This window comes from Burkholderia sp. AU16741 (genome assembly GCF_002223345.1).
Classification (GTDB): domain Bacteria; phylum Pseudomonadota; class Gammaproteobacteria; order Burkholderiales; family Burkholderiaceae; genus Burkholderia; species Burkholderia sola.
In genome coordinates this window covers 211,996-231,849 of sequence record NZ_NKEZ01000005.1, presented here as the reverse complement: position 1 = coordinate 231,849, position 19,854 = coordinate 211,996, and the positions used below count along the sequence as shown (strand labels likewise).

The 19,854-nt window shown below is 66.0% G+C and carries 19 protein-coding genes; 16 read left to right on the top strand and 3 right to left on the bottom strand.

Annotation, left to right across the window (positions count from 1 at the left end; genetic code table 11):
* Position 1: 1 nt before the first annotated feature.
* From CFB89_RS14250 to CFB89_RS14230, 5 genes are all read left to right on the top strand, one after another.
* Positions 2 to 1,483, top strand: coding sequence for an amidohydrolase family protein (locus CFB89_RS14250; RefSeq protein ID WP_089468425.1), 1,482 nt, complete (start codon positions 2 to 4; stop codon positions 1,481 to 1,483).
* Positions 1,484 to 1,558: 75 nt separating this feature from the next.
* Positions 1,559 to 1,945, top strand: a complete 387-nt coding sequence (locus CFB89_RS14245; RefSeq protein WP_050016655.1) for a RidA family protein — start codon at positions 1,559 to 1,561, stop codon at positions 1,943 to 1,945.
* Positions 1,946 to 2,196: 251 nt separating this feature from the next.
* A complete protein-coding gene (locus CFB89_RS14240; protein ID WP_089468424.1) occupies positions 2,197 to 2,631 on the top strand; it encodes an STM2901 family protein in 435 nt (144 codons plus the stop codon).
* Positions 2,631 to 2,984 (top strand): DUF1493 family protein, encoded by a 354-nt coding sequence (locus CFB89_RS14235; RefSeq protein ID WP_089468423.1) that lies wholly within the window; start codon positions 2,631 to 2,633, stop codon positions 2,982 to 2,984. Before CFB89_RS14240 ends, CFB89_RS14235 begins: the two co-directional genes overlap by 1 nt.
* Positions 2,985 to 3,215: 231 nt before the next feature.
* Positions 3,216 to 3,428, top strand: a complete 213-nt coding sequence (locus CFB89_RS14230) for a hypothetical protein (protein WP_089468422.1) — start codon at positions 3,216 to 3,218, stop codon at positions 3,426 to 3,428.
* A gap of 168 nt (positions 3,429 to 3,596) precedes the next feature.
* On the opposite strand, the gene CFB89_RS34235 is transcribed toward CFB89_RS14230, so the two are convergent.
* The 3 genes from CFB89_RS34235 to ilvA form a co-directional block, all read right to left on the bottom strand.
* A complete protein-coding gene (locus CFB89_RS34235; protein ID WP_144030108.1) occupies positions 3,597 to 3,872 on the bottom strand; it encodes a hypothetical protein in 276 nt (91 codons plus the stop codon).
* A 108-nt stretch (positions 3,873 to 3,980) separates the two neighbouring features.
* Positions 3,981 to 4,805, bottom strand: a complete 825-nt coding sequence (queF, locus tag CFB89_RS14225) for an NADPH-dependent 7-cyano-7-deazaguanine reductase QueF (protein WP_089468421.1) — start codon at positions 4,803 to 4,805, stop codon at positions 3,981 to 3,983.
* A 12-nt stretch (positions 4,806 to 4,817) separates the two neighbouring features.
* A complete protein-coding gene (gene ilvA / locus CFB89_RS14220) occupies positions 4,818 to 6,341 on the bottom strand; it encodes a threonine ammonia-lyase, biosynthetic (protein WP_089468420.1) in 1,524 nt (507 codons plus the stop codon).
* A 599-nt stretch (positions 6,342 to 6,940) separates the two neighbouring features.
* Between ilvA and CFB89_RS14210 the strand changes: the two genes are divergently transcribed.
* The 11 genes from CFB89_RS14210 to aspS all read left to right on the top strand — a co-directional run bounded on the left by CFB89_RS14210 (position 6,941) and on the right by aspS (position 19,823).
* Positions 6,941 to 10,966, top strand: coding sequence for a DUF3683 domain-containing protein (locus CFB89_RS14210; protein WP_089468419.1), 4,026 nt, complete (start codon positions 6,941 to 6,943; stop codon positions 10,964 to 10,966).
* 86 nt (positions 10,967 to 11,052) lie between these two features.
* Positions 11,053 to 11,496, top strand: a complete 444-nt coding sequence (locus tag CFB89_RS14205; RefSeq protein ID WP_011546191.1) for an HIT family protein — start codon at positions 11,053 to 11,055, stop codon at positions 11,494 to 11,496.
* Positions 11,493 to 11,906, top strand: coding sequence for a gamma-butyrobetaine hydroxylase-like domain-containing protein (locus tag CFB89_RS14200; RefSeq protein WP_089468418.1), 414 nt, complete (start codon positions 11,493 to 11,495; stop codon positions 11,904 to 11,906). Before CFB89_RS14205 ends, CFB89_RS14200 begins: the two co-directional genes overlap by 4 nt.
* 52 nt (positions 11,907 to 11,958) lie before the next feature.
* Positions 11,959 to 12,690 carry a bifunctional demethylmenaquinone methyltransferase/2-methoxy-6-polyprenyl-1,4-benzoquinol methylase UbiE gene (gene ubiE / locus CFB89_RS14195; RefSeq protein ID WP_011546189.1) on the top strand — a complete coding sequence of 244 codons (732 nt, stop codon included), beginning with the start codon at positions 11,959 to 11,961 and terminating at the stop codon, positions 12,688 to 12,690.
* Positions 12,691 to 12,731: 41 nt separating this feature from the next.
* Positions 12,732 to 13,766 (top strand): Tim44 domain-containing protein, encoded by a 1,035-nt coding sequence (locus tag CFB89_RS14190; protein WP_089468417.1) that lies wholly within the window; start codon positions 12,732 to 12,734, stop codon positions 13,764 to 13,766.
* Positions 13,767 to 13,930: 164 nt separating this feature from the next.
* The gene (locus tag CFB89_RS14185) at positions 13,931 to 14,557 is read left to right on the top strand and encodes an SCP2 domain-containing protein (protein ID WP_006487883.1); all 627 of its coding nucleotides are present in this window, start codon (positions 13,931 to 13,933) and stop codon (positions 14,555 to 14,557) included.
* Between the two features lie 12 nt (positions 14,558 to 14,569).
* Positions 14,570 to 16,147, top strand: a complete 1,578-nt coding sequence (ubiB, locus tag CFB89_RS14180) for a ubiquinone biosynthesis regulatory protein kinase UbiB (protein ID WP_089468416.1) — start codon at positions 14,570 to 14,572, stop codon at positions 16,145 to 16,147.
* 17 nt (positions 16,148 to 16,164) lie between these two features.
* The gene (locus CFB89_RS14175; protein WP_089468415.1) at positions 16,165 to 16,791 is read left to right on the top strand and encodes an SAM-dependent methyltransferase; all 627 of its coding nucleotides are present in this window, start codon (positions 16,165 to 16,167) and stop codon (positions 16,789 to 16,791) included.
* A 96-nt stretch (positions 16,792 to 16,887) separates the two neighbouring features.
* Entirely contained in the window at positions 16,888 to 17,241 is a 354-nt protein-coding gene (locus CFB89_RS14170; protein WP_089468414.1) for an FmdB family zinc ribbon protein, read from the top strand.
* Positions 17,242 to 17,302: 61 nt separating this feature from the next.
* Positions 17,303 to 17,953: a DUF502 domain-containing protein gene (locus tag CFB89_RS14165; protein ID WP_012329208.1), complete on the top strand. Its 651-nt coding sequence runs from the start codon at positions 17,303 to 17,305 to the stop codon at positions 17,951 to 17,953.
* Positions 17,954 to 18,020: 67 nt separating this feature from the next.
* Positions 18,021 to 19,823, top strand: a complete 1,803-nt coding sequence (gene aspS, locus CFB89_RS14160) for an aspartate--tRNA ligase (RefSeq protein ID WP_011657896.1) — start codon at positions 18,021 to 18,023, stop codon at positions 19,821 to 19,823.
* Positions 19,824 to 19,854: the final 31 nt, after the last annotated feature.

Here is a 19,854-nt window from a genome sequence, read left to right as displayed (position 1 = left end):
CATGCATTCGCATCCCGAAGCCGCCGATACGCTGATCGTCGGCGCGCAACTGTACGACGGCACCGGCGCGCCGCCCGTCATGCGCGACGTCGCGATCCGCAACGGCCTGATCGCGGCGATTGGCAACCTGTCGAACTGGCTGGCCGAGCACGTCGTCGACGCGAACGGCCGTGCGCTCGCGCCGGGGTTCGTCGACGTGCACACGCATGACGACACGCACGTGATCCGTGCGCCGGAGATGATCCCGAAGATCTCGCAGGGCGTGACGACCGTGATCGTCGGCAACTGCGGGATCAGCGCATCGCCGGTGACGCTCGCGGGCGATCCGCCCGACCCGATGAACCTGCTCGGCGAGCGCGGCGCGTTCCAGTACCCGACCTTCGCCGCTTACGTCGCGGCCGTGAACGTTGCGCGCCCGGCCGTGAACGTCGCGGCGCTCGTCGGCCATACGGCGCTGCGCAACAACCATATGGACCGCCTCGACCGCGCGGCGACCGACGACGAGATCGCCGGCATGCGCGCGCAGCTCGAGGAGGCGCTCGCGAACGGCGCGCTCGGCCTGTCGTCGGGCCTCGCGTACGGCTCCGCGTTCGCGGCGCCGGCCGAGGAAGTGATGGCGCTCGCCGAGCCGCTCGCCAAGGCCGGCGCGCTGTATACGACGCACATGCGCACCGAGTTCGACGCGATCCTCGACGCGATGGACGAGGCCTATCGCGTCGGCCGCCACGCGCGGGTGCCGGTCGTGATCTCGCACCTGAAGTGCGCGGGCCCGTCGAACTGGGGGCGCAGCACCGAGGTGCTCGCGTCGCTCGACGGCGCGCGACGTTACCAGCCGGTCGGCTGCGACTGCTATCCGTACAGCCGCAGCTCGTCGACGCTCGACCTGAAGCAGGTGACGGGCGACATCGACATCACGATCACGTGGTCGGAGCCGCACCCGGAAGTCGCGGGCAAGCTGCTGAAGGCGATCGCGGCCGACTGGGGCGTGACCGAGCAGGAAGCCGCGCAGCGCATCCGGCCCGCGGGCGCCGTGTACCACAACATGTCCGAAGACGACGTGCGCCGAATCCTGTCGCATCCGGCGACGATGGTCGGCTCCGACGGGCTGCCGAACGATCCGCTGCCGCATCCGCGGCTATGGGGCGCGTTTCCGCGTGTGCTCGGTCACTACGTGCGCGATACGAACCTGCTGCCGCTCGAGGAGGCGATCCGCAAGATGACGTCGCTGTCCGCGCGCCGCTACGGGATCGCGAAGCGCGGCGAGGTGCACGTCGGCTACCACGCGGATCTCGTGCTGTTCGATCCGGCGAGCGTGATCGACGCGGCGACGTTCGAGAAGCCGCAACAGCCCGCGCACGGAATCGACGCGGTGTGGGTGAACGGCGTGCTGACGTACGAAAACGGCCAGCCGACCGGCGAGCGCGCCGGCGGTTTCGTCGCGCGCGGCGAGCGCGTGCCCGCGAGTGCCGATGCGGCGTTCTGAACGTGTGCATTTCGATCTTCCGCGCGCGCCGCTGTCGGCGCGCGCATCCGTAACCGAAATTTGAGGAGTGAAACGATGAAGCGATATGGCGTGGGCGAAGCGAAGGGGACCGGCGGCCAGGTGATGCCGTTCGCGCGTGCGGTCGAGGCGGACGGCTGGCTGTACGTGTCGGGCCAGACGCCAATGGTGAACGGCGAGGTCGTCGAAGGCGGGATCGTCACGCAGTCGAAGCAGACGATCGAGAACGTGATCGCGATCCTGAAGGAAGCCGGCTACGGCCTCGAGCACGTCGTGCGCTGTGGCGTATGGCTCGACGACGCACGCGATTTCGCGTCGTTCAACAAGGTCTTCGTGTCGTACTTCGGCGAGAACCCGCCGGCGCGGGCCTGCGTGCAGTCGAGTATGGTCATCGACTGCAAGGTCGAGGTCGATTGCATCGCGTACAAGCCGCCGGTGAAGTAACGCGGCGAGGGCGGAAGCTGTACAACAAGGCCGGTGCATTGATGTGCACCGGCCTTGTTGCGTTGGCACTGAATTTTTACACTTTGAATAGAATCCTGTCGATGAGAGCGCGAGACGATAGGTCCGTCTGACGGGTGACGGCAGTGATGGGCGCGTAATTCGCAACCGGCATCGTGAAATTCGAACGAGCAGACTAAGCGGATTGCTGGGTATGGTCGTCTTCCCGATCAACGATTTCGTGAAGTCGCACCATGTCGAGCAATACATACCGCGACAGCGTTCATTCGGATCTCACTCCCGCCGAGCTTTTCTTTTTCGTGGCTGTAGAAGAGACGTGTGCACGGGCCGGGATCGACGATGTCGAAGCTCTGATCCTGATTCTCGCGGGCTGGCCGGTTTTGCCGACGCGGCAGAAATTCGGCGGCGCGACGAAAGGAACGTCCGTCGCATCCGTCATGGCTCGATCGATTTTCCGATACCAGTTGAACAGGAAGATTTTACCCACCGTCACGCTGCAGAGTATCAAGTCGTTTCGGATCATCTTGACCCGTAAGCTCAGCGTGTTCGTCGGACGTGCCGTTCCCGGCGTGGGTTGGGCGCTGCTTGCGCGTGACGTGTTCGCGATCGTTCACGGCACGGTCTCCAGATACAACAGCCTGGTCAAACGCGAGGATAGGGTGTTCTGATGGAAAACGTGAGTTGGGACGAGATCGAGGCCTTTGTCAGGTCGGAGGCAGGGCTCGGCCCATCGAAGCCGCTCGCCGCTGGCACTCGGCTCTGGGAAGACCTGGGTCAAACCGGCGACGAAGCCAACGATTTCATGGGGCACTTTTTTGAACGGTTTGCTGTGGATACGGGGGATTTCGATTTCCACAGATATTTCCTAATGGAAGGCGAAGGGTTGCTCTATTCGCTATTCCTGCGATGGGTGCTCCGAAAGCCGCACGACTTCAAACGGGAACCGATTACGCTCGCGATGCTGCATCGTGCAGCCGTGGAAAGGAGATGGGACGCCGCGCGATTGGCCGCGCTGCCGTGAAACATCGGATATTCGAACAGGCGCGGTGTCTGGCGGATGCCGGGCAATGCGTAATTGCTCTTGGGGCTGTGTTTGGTAAGGCGCATGCCTTGATTGAGGGGCATCACAGGTCGGCGCCTCCCGGCAACATGCCGTTTGCCAAATTCATCGGTTTGCTGCGGGAGTAGGCTACTTATTGTCAAAAGGTGAATTGAAACGACTTCAGGTGACCCAGCAGAAATTCCAGCCGACATGGCCGTACCATTGCTGATGGGCGAATGCGCCGTACTGATGGAAACCATCCGTCTGCGGCTTGAACAGATCAAGCGCATCGGTCCAGATTCGCTCGATGAGGACGCGCTTGTCGATCTGTACGAAGACCACGACGCGCTGACGCGTGCGCTGGCCTATATCGAGAGCAACTTTGCACGCACCTTTGGCGGCTTGCCGGCGCGGGACAGGTGACAGTGTACGTCGCGGCTTGCGGAAGAACCCCACGGACGCCGCCGGGGGGCAATGGTGATCTGGATCGCAGTTTTGACTTTGGCGCTCTTGACCGACCACGGTGCGCTTGCGGGCACGCTGTCCAATAGGTTATCGCCTGGCGGCGCGCTACCCATTGTCGTGCCGGAGTCAGTCGAAATCTTCAGGAACGATGCATGGTCGGCTGACATCAGCGGGGACGAAACGGCGGATATGTGTCGTACGTTTGTTCTTCGGCGTGCAGATGTCAGCGCATTTTTCAAGCGTGCGGGCCGCGTAACAGAACGGGCGTACAGCCATGACCTGGACGCGGCGCGTTGCTATGCCGAAGGCGAAGCGCGTCTGGCGGGTGGTGGCGCGGCGAAATGGAGAATAGACCAGGCAAGGCGAGGCTTCATTTCCGTGGACGATGGTCGAACAATCCACCTGTATTGTCCGAAGTGCCGGGCCGACGTATTCGCACCGAATTAGAGAAGCGCGCTTTCCGCACGCAGGCGGAGTTGGCGGACCGAAAATGTCCGCCAACCCACTCATTCACTGCCGCGCCGTCCGCGCGTTATCCGGCATCGGCTGGTTGTAATTCGTGCGGAACGGGTTGATGTCGAGCCCGCCGCGGCGCGTATAGCGCGCATACACCGCGAGCTTCACCGGTTTGCACGCATGCAGGATGTCGAGAAAGATCCGCTCGACGCACTGCTCGTGAAAGCCCGTGTGATTACGGAACGAGATGATGTAGCGCAGCAGCCCCGCATGATCGATCTGCGGCCCGACGTAGTGGATTTGCACGCTGCCCCAGTCGGGCTGGCCGGTGACCGGGCAGTTCGAGCGCAGCAGGTCGGACACGAGCGTCTCCTCGACCGGCGCTTCATCCTCGGCGGCCGACAGCAGCGACGGATCGGGTTCGTACACGTCGGTGTCGAGATCGAGCCGGTCGAGCGACAGTCCGTCGAGCTCGTCCATCTCCAGCTTGCGGAAATCGTGCGCCGACACCAACTGCACCGATACGCTCGCGCCGCACGCGGCCGACACGTCGCGCTTCAGCACGTCGCGCACCGCGTCGACCGAGTCGAACTTCGACTGCGCGAACGAGCCGAGATACAGCTTGAACGACTTCGATTCGACGATGTTCGGCGATTCGGCCGGCACGTAGAACGTCGCGATCGCGACCTGCGGCTTGCCGCGTGCGTTGAGCCACGACAGCTCGTATGCGTTCCAGATGTCGGTGCCGAAGAACGGCAGCGCCGACGTGATGCCGAGCTGCGCGCGCGCTCCGGCGCGCGGAATCGGGAACAGCAGCGACGCGTCGTACTGCGCCGCGTAGACGGTGGCCTTGCCGAGCGGGGAGTGTTCGGGATTCATTGCACGAAACCTTTACGACAGGAAGAGGCGGTAAGCCGGGTTGGCGCTCTCTTCGACATACGGATAGCCGAGCGCTGCGAGGAAGCGTTCGAATTCGGCGCGATCGGCCTGCGGCACCTGCAGCCCGACGAGGATCGAGCTGTAGTCCGCGCCCTGGTTGCGGTAGTGGAACAGGCTGATGTTCCAGTCCGGCGCCATCGACGACAGGAACTTCATCAGCGCGCCCGGCCGTTCCGGGAATTCGAAGCGGAACAGGCGCTCGTCGAGCGCGAGCGGCGAGCGGCCGCCGACCATGTAGCGGATGTGTTCCTTCGACAGCTCGTCGTGCGTCAGGTCGACGCTCTTGAAGCCGTGCGACTCGAAGTTCGCGGCGATCTCCGCCGATTCGCCGCGGCGCTTGATCTGCACGCCGACGAAGATGTGCGCGGATTGCGCATCGGCGATCCGGTAGTTGAACTCGGTGACGTTGCGATCGCCGACCAGCGAGCAGAAGCGCTTGAAGCTGCCGCGTTCCTCGGGGATCGTGACCGCGAACACGGCTTCGCGCGCCTCGCCGACCTCGGCGCGTTCGGCGACGAAGCGCATCCGGTCGAAATTCATGTTCGCGCCGGACGTGACCGCGACGAGCGTCTGGTTCTCGATGCCTTCGCGTTCCGCGTACAGCTTCGCGCCCGCGACCGCGAGCGCGCCGGACGGCTCGAGCACGCTGCGCGTGTCCTGGAACACGTCCTTGATCGCCGCGCACAGCGCGTCGGTGTTGACCGTCACGACGCCGTCGAGGAATTCGCGGCACAGCCGGAAGGTTTCCTCGCCGACGAGCTTCACCGCGGTGCCGTCCGCGAACAGCCCGACTTCGCTCAGCTCGATGCGCTCGCCGGCGTTCAGCGATTGCGCCATCGCGCACGAATCCTCGGCCTGCACGCCGATCACCTTGATCTCCGGGCGCACCGCCTTCACGTACGCGGCGACGCCGGACGCGAGCCCGCCGCCGCCGATCGGCACGAAGATCGCGTGGATCGGGCCCTGGTGCTGGCGCAGGATCTCCATCGCGATCGTGCCCTGGCCGGCGATCACGTACGGGTCGTCGAACGGGTGGACGAACGTGAGGTCGCGCGCCTGCTGCACCTTGACCGCGTGCGCGTACGCGTCGCTGTACGATTCGCCCGCCTGGATCACCTCGACGCTCGGGCCGCCGTGCGCGCGCACCGCGTCGACCTTCACCTGCGGCGTCGTGACCGGTACGACGATCACGGCCTTGACGCCCATCCGCGCCGCCGAGAACGCGACGCCCTGCGCATGGTTGCCGGCCGACGCCGTGATCACGCCGCGCGCGAGCGCGTCCGCCGGAATGTGCGCCATCTTGTTGTACGCGCCGCGCAGCTTGAACGAGAACACCGGCTGGTTGTCCTCGCGCTTCAGGTAAACGGCGTTGCGCAGCCGGGCCGACAGGTTGCGGGCCGGTTCGAGTTCCGTCTCGATCGCGACGTCGTAGACGCGCGCGGTGAGGATTTTCTTCAGGTAATCGTGGGATGCCATGGGCGCTCGCGTGCAGTGCGGATGCAGACGGTAAAGGGTCAATGATAGCGCCAAGGGTCCGCCCGCACGCAAGCGGCATGCCGGGCGGGTGGTCATGAGCGGCCGCGTGTGCGCGCGGGCAGGGCATTCCCGCCGCCGGGGCGCCGCTTTTTACCGGCGCGCTTTACCGGCTTAACCGCATGGTTACCGACCGGACGGACGGCGAATGGTCGCGCGAAACCGCCGCGAGCCCCGCCCGGCGCGGCTCGCGGCGATAGCCCCACGACCTGTCCGGCGTGTCACGGGCGGCGCGATCATGGGTTAGAATTCCGTTTTGAATCAAGGATTCGGAAGATGCAGAGGCACCCTCGGATCGCACCGTTGAAGCCGACGCCGCGCGCAGCCAGCCCCGCGGCCGAACGGCATGCGCGCCGCGCGCGATCGTGCTGATGATCCCGAGTGCCGCCAGGCCCTGTCGCCGGCCAGGAGGGGCGAGTCGCCCGCTCCGGCCCCATGAAGGACAGCCGCGCGCCTGGTAACAGAACAGATTTCCCCAAGATTGCGCCCACGCGCTTGCCGACGCCCGTGCACGGGATATCGGCCCTCCGAGTCGTCCGAACATGAACGCACCACAAGTTTTCGATCCGCATGGCGCGGCCGCCACCGTCGCCGCCGACCCCGCGCCCCGCTTGCGCGAGATTCCCTACAACTACACGTCCTTCTCGGATCGCGAGATCGTGATCCGCCTGCTCGGCGAAGAGGCGTGGGCGGTGCTCGACGAACTGCGCGCCGAGCGCCGCACGGGCCGCTCGGCACGGATGCTGTATGAAGTGCTCGGCGACATCTGGGTCGTGCGTCGCAACCCGTACCTGCAGGACGACCTGCTCGACAACCCGAAGCGCCGCGCGCTGCTGATCGAGGCGCTGAACCACCGCCTGACCGAGATCGGCAAGCGCCGCAGCGCCGATCTCACCGCGCACCGCGACGACGCCGGCCGCGAACGCGCATCGCGCGTCGAGATGCTCGAAACCGCCGCGCAGCGCGCGGTCGACGAATTCGCGGACGAATTCGACAAGATGGCGGAGCTGCGCCGCCGCGCGACCAAGGCGCTCGGCCGCTGCACGCAGAAGGACAACATCCGCTTCGACGGGCTGTCGCGCGTGTCGCACGTGACCGACGCGACCGACTGGCGCGTCGAATACCCGTTCGTCGTGCTGACCCCCGACACCGAAGCCGAGATCGCCGCGCTGATCAAGGCGTGCTTCGAGCTCGGCCTGACCGTGATCCCGCGCGGCGGCGGCACCGGCTACACGGGCGGCGCGGTGCCGCTCACGCCGTTCTCCGCGGTGATCAACACCGAGAAGCTCGAACAGCTCGGCGCGGTCGAGCTGACCGAGCTGCCGGGCGTCGCGCACAAGGTGCCGACGATCTTCTCCGGCGCGGGCGTCGTCACGCGCCGCGTGACCGAGGCGGCGGAGGCGGCCGGCTACGTGTTCGCGGTCGATCCGACCTCGCTCGACGCGTCGTGCATCGGCGGCAACGTCGCGATGAACGCGGGCGGCAAGAAGGCCGTGCTGTGGGGCACCGCGCTCGACAACCTCGCGTGGTGGCGGATGGTCGACCCGGACGGCAACTGGCTCGAAGTCACGCGCCATGAGCACAACCAGGGCAAGATCCACGACATCGCGGTCGCGCGCTTCGAGCTGAAGTGGTTCGACGGCGCGCATGCGCCCGGCGAGAAGCTGCTGCGCACCGAAATGCTCGAGATCGAAGGCCGCCGGTTCCGCAAGGAAGGGCTCGGCAAGGACGTGACCGACAAGTTCCTCGCCGGCCTGCCGGGCGTGCAGAAGGAAGGCTGCGACGGGCTCATCACGTCCGCGCGCTGGGTGCTGCACAAGATGCCCGCGCACACGCGTACCGTCTGCCTCGAATTCTTCGGCCAGGCGCGCGAGGCGATCCCGAGCATCGTCGAGATCAAGGACTACCTGTTCGAGACGTCGAAGCAGGGCGGCGCCATCCTCGCGGGCCTCGAGCACCTCGACGAGCGCTACCTGCGCGCGGTCGGCTACGCGACCAAGAGCAAGCGCAATGCGTTCCCGAAGATGGTGCTGATCGGCGACATCGTCGGCGACGACGCCGATGCGGTCGCGCAGGCGACGTCCGAAGTGATCCGGATGGCGAACGGCAAGAGCGGCGAAGGCTTCGTCGCGGTCAGCGCGGAGGCGCGCAAGCGCTTCTGGCTCGACCGCAGCCGCACGGCCGCGATCGCGAAGCACACGAACGCGTTCAAGATCAACGAAGACGTCGTGATCCCGCTGAACCGGATGGGCGAGTACACCGACGGCATCGAGCGGATCAACATCGAGCTGTCGCTGAAGAACAAGCTGCAACTGGTCGACGCGCTCGAAGCGTTCTTCAGGGGCGGCAACCTGCCGCTCGGCAAGACCGACGACGCGAACGAGATCCCGAGCGCGGAACTGCTCGAAGACCGCGTGCAGCAGGCGCTGGAGCTGCTCAAGCGCGTGCGTGCGCGCTGGGAATTCGTGCGTGACCGGCTCGACCAGCCGCTGCGCGAGGCGCAGCACTACCTGGTGCAGCTCGGCTACGCGGCGCTCGCCGAGAAGTTCGCCGATCGCGCGGACGAGCAGCCGGGCGCGACCGTGTTCCACATCACGCAGGACCGCACGGTCCGGATTTCGTGGAAGCAGGAGATCCGCGCGGAGCTGCGCGCGATCTTCAACGGCGGCGCGTTCAAGCAGATCCTCGACGAAGCGCAGGCGATCCACAAGCGCGTGCTGCGCGGGCGCGTGTTCGTCGCGCTGCACATGCACGCGGGCGACGGCAACGTCCACACGAACATCCCGGTCAACTCCGACAACTACGAGATGCTGCAGGACGCGCACGCGTCGGTCGCGCGCATCATGACGCTCGCGCGCTCGCTGGACGGCGTGATCTCCGGCGAACACGGGATCGGCATCACGAAGCTCGAATTCCTGACCGACGACGAGATCGCCGAATTCCGCGCGTACAAGCAGCGCGTGGACCCGAACGGCCGCTTCAACAAGGGCAAGCTGCTCGACGGCGCCGATCTGCGCAATGCGTACACGCCGAGCTTCGGGCTGATGGGCTACGAGTCGCTGATCATGCAGCAGTCCGACATCGGCGCGATCGCCGATTCGGTGAAGGACTGCCTGCGCTGCGGCAAGTGCAAGCCGGTGTGCGCGACGCACGTGCCGCGCGCGAACCTGCTGTACAGCCCGCGCAACAAGATCCTCGCGACGTCGCTGCTGGTCGAGGCGTTCCTGTACGAGGAGCAGACGCGCCGCGGCGTGTCGATCAAGCACTGGGACGAGTTCAACGACGTGGCCGACCACTGCACGGTGTGCCACAAGTGCGCGACACCGTGCCCGGTGAAGATCGACTTCGGCGACGTGACGATGAACATGCGCAACCTGTTGCGCAAGATGGGCAAGAAGAAGTTCAACGCCGGCAACGCGGCGGGCATGTTCTTCCTGAACGCGACCAACCCGCAGACGATCAACCTCGCGCGCGGCGTGATGATGGGCGTGGGCTACAAGGTGCAGCGCTTCGCGAACGACATGCTGAAGAAGGTCGTGACGAAGCAGACGCAGCACCCGCCGGCGACGACGGGCAAGCCGCCGGCGGTGGAGCAGGTGATCCACTTCGTGAACAAGAAGATGCCGGGCAACCTGCCGAAGAAGACGGCGCGGGCGCTGCTGGACATCGAGGACAACAAGATCGTGCCGATCATCCGCAACCCGAAGACGACGACCGTCGATTCGGAGGCGGTGTTCTACTTCCCGGGCTGCGGCTCCGAGCGGCTGTTCTCGCAGGTGGGGCTGGCGACGCAGGCGATGCTGTGGGAGGCGGGCGTGCAGACGGTGCTGCCGCCGGGCTACCTGTGCTGCGGCTATCCGCAGCGCGGCTCGGGCCAGTACGACAAGGCCGAGAAGATCGTCACGGACAATCGCGTGCTGTTCCACCGGGTGGCGAACACGCTGAACTATCTGGACATCAAGACGGTGGTGGTGTCGTGCGGCACGTGCTACGACCAGCTCGCGGGCTACGAATTCGACAAGATCTTCCCGGGGTGCCGGATCATCGACATCCACGAGTTCCTGCTCGAGAAGGGGATGAAGCTGGACGGGGTGACGGGCACGCGCTACATGTATCACGACCCGTGCCACACGCCGATCAAGACGATCGACCCGGTGAAGCTGGTCAACGAACTGATGGGTGCGGAGAAGGACGGCTACAGGATCGAGAAGAACGATCGCTGCTGCGGCGAGTCGGGCACGCTGGCGGTGACGCGTCCGGACGTGTCGACGCAGGTGCGCTTCCGCAAGGAAGAGGAGATCCGCAAGGGCGCGGCGAAGCTGCGCGCGATTCCGGTGGTGGCGGGCGACGCGCCGGCGCCGGCCAATGCGGGCACGAACGGCCCGGACGTGAAGATCCTGACGAGCTGCCCGTCGTGCCTGCAGGGGCTGTCGCGCTACAACGAGGACGCGAACCTGGAGGCCGACTACATCGTGGTCGAAATTGCGCGCCAGGTGCTCGGCGAGAACTGGATGGCCGATTATGTCGCACGGGCCAACCATGGCGGGATCGAGCGCGTGCTGGTCTAATGCGGGCATGACGACCGCCCAGCGGGACTAGGATGAGAGCGGGCGCCGGCGCTGATGTGCCGGCGCCCGTCCACATGGGAGCGACGATGGAATGCGTGTTTTGCCGTGAAGACGGCGGCGAGGTGCTCTGGCAGGACGATGCGCTGCGCGTCGTGCTGGCCACCGGCGAGCACGACTACCCGGGCTTCTGCCGGGTGATCTGGGGTGCGCACGTGGCCGAGTTCTCCGATCTCGGCGAGCCCGAGCGGGCACATCTGATGCGCGTGGTCTACGCGGTCGAGCGGGCCGTGCGCCGTGTGATGCAGCCGAACAAGGTGAATCTCGCGAGCCTCGGCAACATGGTGCCGCACGTGCACTGGCACGTGATTCCGCGCTTTTCCAACGATGCTCATTTCCCGCAGCCCGTGTGGGCGCCGCGTCAGCGCAGCGTGTCCGAGGCGCTGCTGCGCTCTCGCGCGGCGCAGGCCTCGCTGCTGCACAATGCGGTGCGCGAGGAAATTCAACGCATGACCGATTCGAGGCAAGCATGAGCGGTTTGACTTCCACGACGCCGATTCCGTCCGGCGTCGTCGTGCACGCGGTATCGCGCGTGCTCGAATTGCAGTACCCGAACGGCGAGAGCTACCGGATTCCGTTCGAGCTGATGCGCGTCTATTCGCCGTCGGCCGAGGTGCGCGGCCACGGGCCCGGCCAGGAGACGTTGCAGACCGGCAAGCGCGAAGTGACGATCACCGCGCTCGAGGGCGTCGGCAACTACGCGTTGCAGCCGACGTTCTCCGACGGCCATTCGACCGGCATCTACTCGTGGGACCTGCTGTACGAACTGGCGACGCGGCAGGACGCGCTATGGCGCGACTATTTCGACAAACTGAAGGCGGCGGGCGCCGAGCGCGACGCCCCGATGCAGGCGGCCGGCGCGCCGCATGGCCACTGCCACTGAAATCGACGGCGCCCGTTCGGCGCCGTCTTGCCATTTACTGAGGATCAACGCGATGAGCAAAACCCACTTCGGCTTCGAAAGCGTCGAGGAAAACGAAAAAGCGAAGAAAGTGGCGGGCGTGTTTCATTCGGTCGCGAGCAACTACGATCTGATGAACGACCTGATGTCGGCGGGCATGCACCGCGCGTGGAAGGCGTTCACGATCGCGCAGGCGAACGTGCGCCCCGGCTTCAAGGTGCTCGACATCGCGGCCGGCACCGGCGACCTGACCAAGTCGTTCGCGAAGGCGGCCGGGCCGACGGGTGAAGTCTGGCATACCGACATCAACGAATCGATGCTGCGCGTCGGTCGCGACCGGCTGCTCGACAAGGGCATCGTGACGCCGTCGCTGCTGTGCGACGCCGAGAAAATTCCGTTTCCGGACAACTACTTCGACGTGGTCACGGTCGCGTTCGGGCTGCGCAACATGACGCACAAGGATGCCGCGCTCGCCGAGATGCGCCGCGTGACGAAGCCCGGCGGCCGCGTGATGGTCCTGGAATTCTCGAAAGTCTGGGATCCGCTGAAAAAAGCGTACGATTTGTATTCTTTCAAAGTATTACCGTGGCTTGGCGACAAGTTCGCGAAAGATGCTGAAAGTTATCGGTATCTTGCTGAATCTATCCGGATGCACCCCGATCAGGACACGCTGAAGACGATGATGGAACAAGCGGGCCTCGACGCCGTCAAATATTACAATTTGTCAGGTGGCGTGGTAGCTTTACACCTAGGGACCAAGTACTAAGGGGTTCTTTCCCTACATTCGTCTTACATTCGGAGAAGCTGATGTCTGAATCGCGTTCGTTGTTCAACCGTAGCAAACCGTCGAAGCCGTGGGCTCGACGGGTCGGCACGCTGCTGATGGTCGGCCTGCTCACGGCCGGCACGTTCGCATCGCTCGACGCCGAAGCGAAGCGCATGGGCGGCGGGCGCAGCATCGGCCGCCAGAGCTCCACCGTCACGCAGCGCCAGGCCACGCCGCCCGCGCAGCAGCCGATGCAGCAGGCCGCGCCGTCGCAGGCGCAGCGTCCGAACCCGGCCGCGCCCGCGCCGGCCGCGCAGCCCAACCGCTCGCGCTGGCTCGGGCCGATCGCCGGTCTCGCGGCCGGTCTCGGCATCGCGGCGCTGCTCTCGCACTTCGGTCTCGGCGGCGCGTTCGCGAGCATGATGGCGAACGTCATCGTGATCGCGTTGCTCGCGATGGTCGGCATCTGGCTCGTCCGCAAGTTCATGAACCGCCGTCGCCCGCAGGAGCCCGCGTACTCGGTCGGCGGCGCATCGTCGTCGTCGGGCGGCTACTCGCAAAGCCCGTCGTTTCAGCAGAGCAACACGGGCAGCAACTACGCGGGCAGCGGCAGCAGCTATGCCAACGAAGCACAGGGCGTGTTCGGCGGCGGTGCGGCGGCCGCCGGCGCGGCAGGCGCGATGGCGGCTGCGCCGCTCCAGGTGCCGGCCGGCTTCGACACCGAAGCGTTCCTGCGCAGCGCGAAGGTTTACTTCGTGCGCCTGCAGGCGGCGTGGGATCAGGGCAACCTGGCCGACATCCGCGAGTTCACGACGCCGGAAATGTTCGCCGAGATCAAGATCGACCTCGACTCGCGCGGCAACGACGCGAACCAGACCGACATCGTGCAGCTCGACGCGGAACTGGTCGCGATCGAGGATCGCGGCATCGAGCAGTCGGCGAGCGTGCGCTTCCATGGCCTGATCCGCGAAGCGGCGAATACGTCGGCCGCGTCGTTCGACGAGGTCTGGAACCTGTCGAAGTCGGGCAGTCAGGGCTGGCTGCTCGCGGGTATCCAGCAGCTCAACACCCACTGAGCGCGGCCGGCGGCCCGCGCCGCCGGGCACCCGGGCGACGGCCGCCGCACTGCGACCGCTTGCCACCCGGGTGTACGGTCGGGCACGGTCTGCCGTCGATCCGACGTTACAATAGAAACCCGCGTGGGCGCCCGGCCTGCGCGGGTTTTTTCTTTCCCAGCCCGATGACCTTTGCCGCCAAGCCTTTTGCTGCTGCCGTCAATCACCTGCTCGCGCGCGAATCGTGGGCACGTGACCGCCTGATTCCCTATGCGGGCAAGACTGCCCGGATCGACGTGCCTCCCGTCACGCTCACGCTGCTGGTGCAGCCCGACGGCTATCTGTCGGCTGTCGACGCGCACGATGCGCAACAGGTCGACGTGTCGATCGCGCTTGCCGGCGACACGGTCGCCGCGTTTCTGCAGGGCGGCCAGGCGGCCGTGATGAAGCATGTGAAGATCGAAGGCGACGCGGAATTCGCGACGCAGATCGCGAAGCTGGCCGAGCATTTGCGCTGGGAACCGGAAGAAGATCTCGCGAAGCTGGTCGGCGACGCGGCGGCGTACCGGATCGCGACGGTCGTGCGCGATGCCGGCGCGCGCGCGCGCCGCACCGGCCGCAACGTGCTCGATTCCGTCGCCGAATACTGGCTCGACGAGAACCCGCAAGTCGTCCGGCGCGCGTCGCTCGGCGGCTTCGACGCCGAACTGGCGCGCGCACGCGATGCGCTCGCGCGGGTCGAAAAGCGGGTCGAGCGACTCGAACAAAAAATCGGCGCGCGCACGGGTTCCGGCCCGCGCGGCGCGCACTGAGGGCCGCAGGGCATGCGCATTTTCCGTTTCATCAAGATTGTCTACACCGTCATCCGTTTTGGTCTCGACGAAGTGATGCTGTCCCGGATCGACGACCGGCGCGTGAAGCTGCTGCTGCGGATCACGACGATCGGTCGCCGCTACTCCGATCCGCCCGCCGTGCGGCTGCGCCACGCGCTCGAAAGCCTCGGCCCGATCTTCGTGAAATTCGGCCAGGTGCTGTCGACGCGCCGCGACCTGCTGTCGGTCGATTTCGCGAACGAACTCGCGAAGCTGCAGGACCAGGTGCCGCCGTTCGATTCGGCCGTCGCGATCGCGATCATCGAGAAGTCGCTCGGCGCGCCGGTCGACGAGCTGTTCGACGAATTCGAGCGCGAGCCGATCGCGAGCGCGTCGATCGCGCAGGTGCATTTCGCGAAGCTGAAGCAGGGCGTGCACGCGGGCAAGGCCGTCGCCGTCAAGGTGCTGCGGCCGAACATGCTGCCGGTGATCGATTCCGACCTTGCACTGATGCGCGACATTGCGACGTGGACCGAGCGCATGTGGGCCGACGGCCGGCGCCTGAAGCCGCGCGAAGTCGTCGCCGAATTCGACAAGTACCTGCACGACGAGCTCGACCTGATGCGCGAGGCCGCGAACGGCAGCCAGCTGCGCCGCAACTTCGCCGGCCTCGACCTGCTGCTCGTGCCGGAGATGTTCTGGGATTTCTCGACGTCGCAGGTGCTCGTGATGGAGCGCATGACCGGCGTGCCGATCAGCCAGGTCGAGACGCTGCGCTCGGCCGGCGTCGACATCAAGAAGCTCGCGCGCGAAGGCGTCGAAATCTTCTTCACGCAGGTGTTCCGCGACGGCTTCTTCCATGCGGACATGCACCCCGGCAACATTCAGGTGAGCCTCGACCCGAACACGTTCGGCCGCTATATCGCGCTCGATTTCGGGATCGTCGGCGCGCTGTCCGATTTCGACAAGAATTACCTCGCGCAGAACTTCCTCGCGTTCTTCAAGCGCGACTACCACCGTGTCGCGACGCTGCACCTCGAATCGGGCTGGGTGCCGCCCGAGACGCGCGTCGAGGAGCTCGAAAGCGCGATCCGCGCGGTGTGCGAGCCGTATTTCGATCGCGCGCTGAAGGACATCTCGCTCGGCCAGGTGCTGATGCGCCTGTTCTCGACGTCGCGTCGCTTCAACGTCGAGATCCAGCCGCAGCTCGTGCTGCTGCAGAAGACGATGCTGAACGTCGAGGGGCTCGGCCGTTCGCTCGACCCCGAACTCGACCTGTGGAAGACCGCGAAGCCGTATCTCGAGCGCTGGATGACCGAGCAGATCGGCCTGCGCGGCTGGTACGAGCGGTTCAAGGTCGAGGCGCCGCAGTGGAGCAAGACGCTGCCGCAACTGCCGCGCCTGATCCACCACGCGATGGCCGCGCGCCACGACGCGCCGCGCGCCGCGAGCGAGGAGCTGATGCGCCAGATCCTCGTCGAGCAGAAACGGACGAACCGACTGATGCAGGCGTTGCTGATCTTCGGCCTGGCCGTCGGCGTCGGGGCGCTCGTCGCGCGCGTGCTGCTCGCGCTCGCGTACGGCGCGTGACCCAAAGGAGCACGGCGATGCCCGAACCGAAACGACCTTCAGCGCCCGGCGCGGCCGATTTCGCGACGCGCGATCCCGGCGACGCATCGTTCTGGGACGAGCGTTTCGCGCGCGGCGTGACGCCGTGGGAATTCGGCGGCGTGCCGGACGGATTTCGCGCGTTCGCGCAGTGGCGCGAGCCGTGCGCGGTGCTGATTCCGGGCTGCGGCAGCGCACAGGAAGCCGGCTGGCTGGCGCGCGCCGGCTGGCCGGTGCGCGCGATCGATTTCGCCGCGCAGGCGGTGGCGGCCGCGAAGGCGCAGCTCGGCGCGCATGCGGACGTCGTCGAGCAGGCCGATTTCTTCGCGTACCAGCCGCCGTTCGACGTGCAGTGGGTGTACGAGCGCGCGTTTTTGTGCGCGCTGCCGCCGAGCCTGCGCGTGGACTATGCGGCGCGGATGGCCGAACTGCTGCCCGCCGGCGGATTGCTGGCCGGCTATTTCTTTGTGATGGCGAAGCCGAAGGGGCCGCCGTTCGGGATCGAGCGCGCGGAACTCGACGCGTTGCTCGCGCCGCACTTCGAACAGATCGAGGATCTGCCGGTGACCGATTCGCTGGCCGTGTTCGAAGGGCGCGAGCGCTGGCTCACGTGGCGCCGTCGCTGATTCCCGTGCGTCGCGCCCGTTGCCGGAGCGCGCCGGGGTTTCGGCTATAATTCAAGGTTTTGCAAGCCGTTTCCAGTTTCTGCGGGAAAAAATATCATGCCGATCTACGCCTATCGATGCGAAGCGTGCGGTTTCGCGAAGGACGTGCTCCAGAAGATGAGCGACGCGCCGCTGTCGCAATGCCCTGAATGCGGGAAGGATGCTTTTCGCAAACAGGTAACCGCCGCCGGTTTCCAGCTGAAGGGCTCGGGGTGGTATGTCACCGATTTCCGCGGCGGCTCGGGCGGCGCCAGCGCCCCGGCGGCGACGTCGGGCGACGCGGCGCCGGCGGCACCCGCGGCGCAAGCCGCCCCCGCTGCAGCCGCGCCGGCTGCGGCGAGCAGTGCGGGCAGCACCACGACGACGAGCGCCGCGCCGGCACCGGCCGCGACGCCCGCCGCCGGCAGTTGACCGTCGCGGCCCGGCCGGGTCGCGACCAACCCGCGCTTCCGGCGCGGTTCATTGACGGCAGATGATGAAAAAGACGACCCTGAAAACGGTGTTCCTGACCGGCTTGCTGGTTCTCGTCCCGCTCGCGATCACGCTGTGGGTGCTCGGCCTCATCATCGGCACGATGGATCAGACACTGCTCCTGCTGCCCGAATCGTGGCAGCCCGAGCGGATGCTCGGCTTCCATCTGCCGGGGATCGGCGCGGTGCTGACGCTCGCGTTCATCTTCGTCGTCGGGCTGGCCACGCAGAACTTCATCGGCCAGAAGCTCGTCACGTGGTGGAACGCGGTCGTGCGTCACATCCCGGTCGTCGGGCCGATCTACACGAGCGTCAAGCAGGTATCGGACACGCTGCTGTCGAGCAGCGGCAACGCGTTCCGCAAGGCGCTGCTGATCGAATATCCGCGCCGCGGCTCGTATACGATCGCGTTTCTGACCGGCACGCCCGGCGGCGACGTGGTCAACCATCTGACGGAAGAATACGTGAGCGTGTACGTGCCCACGACGCCGAACCCGACGTCGGGCTTCTTCCTGATGCTGCCGAAGAGCGAAGTCATCGAACTCGACATGTCGGTCGATGCCGCGCTCAAGTACATCGTCTCGATGGGCGTCGTGGCGCCTTCGGCGCCGGTTCCTGCGCCCGCCCGCCGTCCCGTCGAGCCGCCGCTGTAAGTAAAGAATCATCGCCCGGGCCGCGCGTCGCGGCGCCCGTTGATCAAACCGAACGAAAGCAAACATCATGTCGATGCGTACTGAATACTGCGGTCTCGTGACCGAACACCTGCTGGGCCAAACCGTGTCGCTGTGCGGCTGGGTGCAGCGCCGCCGCGATCACGGCGGTGTGATCTTCATCGACCTGCGCGATCGTGAAGGCCTCGTGCAGGTGGTGTGCGATCCGGATCGCGCGGAAATGTTCGCGACCGCCGAAGGCGTGCGCAACGAGTTCTGCGTGCAGATCAAGGGCCTCGTGCGCAACCGTCCGGAAGGCACGGTCAACGCCGGCCTGAAGAGCGGCAAGATCGAAGTGCTGTGCCATGAGCTGAACGTGCTGAACGCGTCGGTCACGCCGCCGTTCCAGCTCGACGACGACAACCTGTCGGAAACGACGCGCCTCACGCACCGCGTGCTCGACCTGCGCCGCCCGCAGATGCAGCACAACCTGCGCCTGCGCTACCGCGTCGCGATCGAGGCGCGCAAGTACCTCGACGAGCAGGGCTTCATCGACATCGAAACGCCGATGCTGACGAAGAGCACGCCGGAAGGCGCGCGCGACTACCTCGTGCCGTCGCGCGTGAACGCGGGCCAGTTCTTCGCGCTGCCGCAGTCGCCGCAGTTGTTCAAGCAGCTGCTGATGGTCGCGAACTTCGACCGTTACTACCAGATCACCAAGTGCTTCCGCGACGAGGATCTGCGCGCCGACCGTCAGCCGGAATTCACGCAGATCGACTGCGAAACGTCGTTCCTCGGCGAGCAGGAAATCCGCGACCTGTTCGAAGACATGATCCGTCACATCTTCAAGACGACGATCGACGTCGAACTCGACGCGACGTTCCCGGTGATGCCGTATTCGGAAGCGATGGCGCGTTTCGGCTCCGACAAGCCGGACCTGCGCGTGCAGCTCGAATTCACCGAGCTGACCGACGCGATGAAGGACGTCGACTTCAAGGTGTTCAGCACGCCGGCCAACGCGAAGGACGGCCGGGTCGCGGCGCTGCGCGTGCCGAAGGGCGGCGAGCTGTCGCGCGGCGACATCGACGGCTACACGGAATTCGTGCGCATCTACGGCGCGAAGGGCCTCGCCTGGATCAAGGTCAACGAGAAGGCGAAGGGCCGCGACGGCCTGCAGAGCCCGATCGTCAAGAACCTGCACGACGCATCGATCGCGGCGATCCTCGAGCGCACCGGCGCTGAAGACGGCGACATCATCTTCTTCGCGGCCGATCGCGCGAAGGTCGTCAACGACAGCCTCGGCGCGCTGCGCCTGAAGATCGGCCATTCGGAATTCGGCAAGGCGAACGGCCTCGTCCAGGCCGGCTGGAAGCCGCTGTGGGTCGTCGACTTCCCGATGTTCGAATACGACGACGAAGACGCGCGCTACGTCGCCGCGCACCATCCGTTCACGAGCCCGAAGGACGAGCACCTCGAGTATCTCGAGACCGACCCGGGCCGCTGCCTCGCGAAGGCGTATGACATGGTGCTGAACGGCTGGGAAATCGGCGGCGGCTCGGTGCGTATCCACCGCGAGGAAGTGCAGAGCAAGGTGTTCCGCGCGCTGAAGATCGGCGCGGAAGAGGCGCAACTGAAGTTCGGCTTCCTGCTGGACGCGCTGCAGTACGGCGCGCCGCCGCATGGCGGGATCGCATTCGGTCTCGACCGCATCGTCACGATGATGGCCGGCGCCGACTCGATCCGCGACGTGATCGCGTTCCCGAAGACGCAGCGTGCGCAGGATCTGCTCACGCAGGCGCCGAGCCCGGTCGACGAGCGTCAGCTGCGCGAGCTGCACATCCGTCTGCGTCAGCCGGAACAGCCGAAGGCGTAACGCTTGTCAAAGATCGTGTGTGTGGTGACGC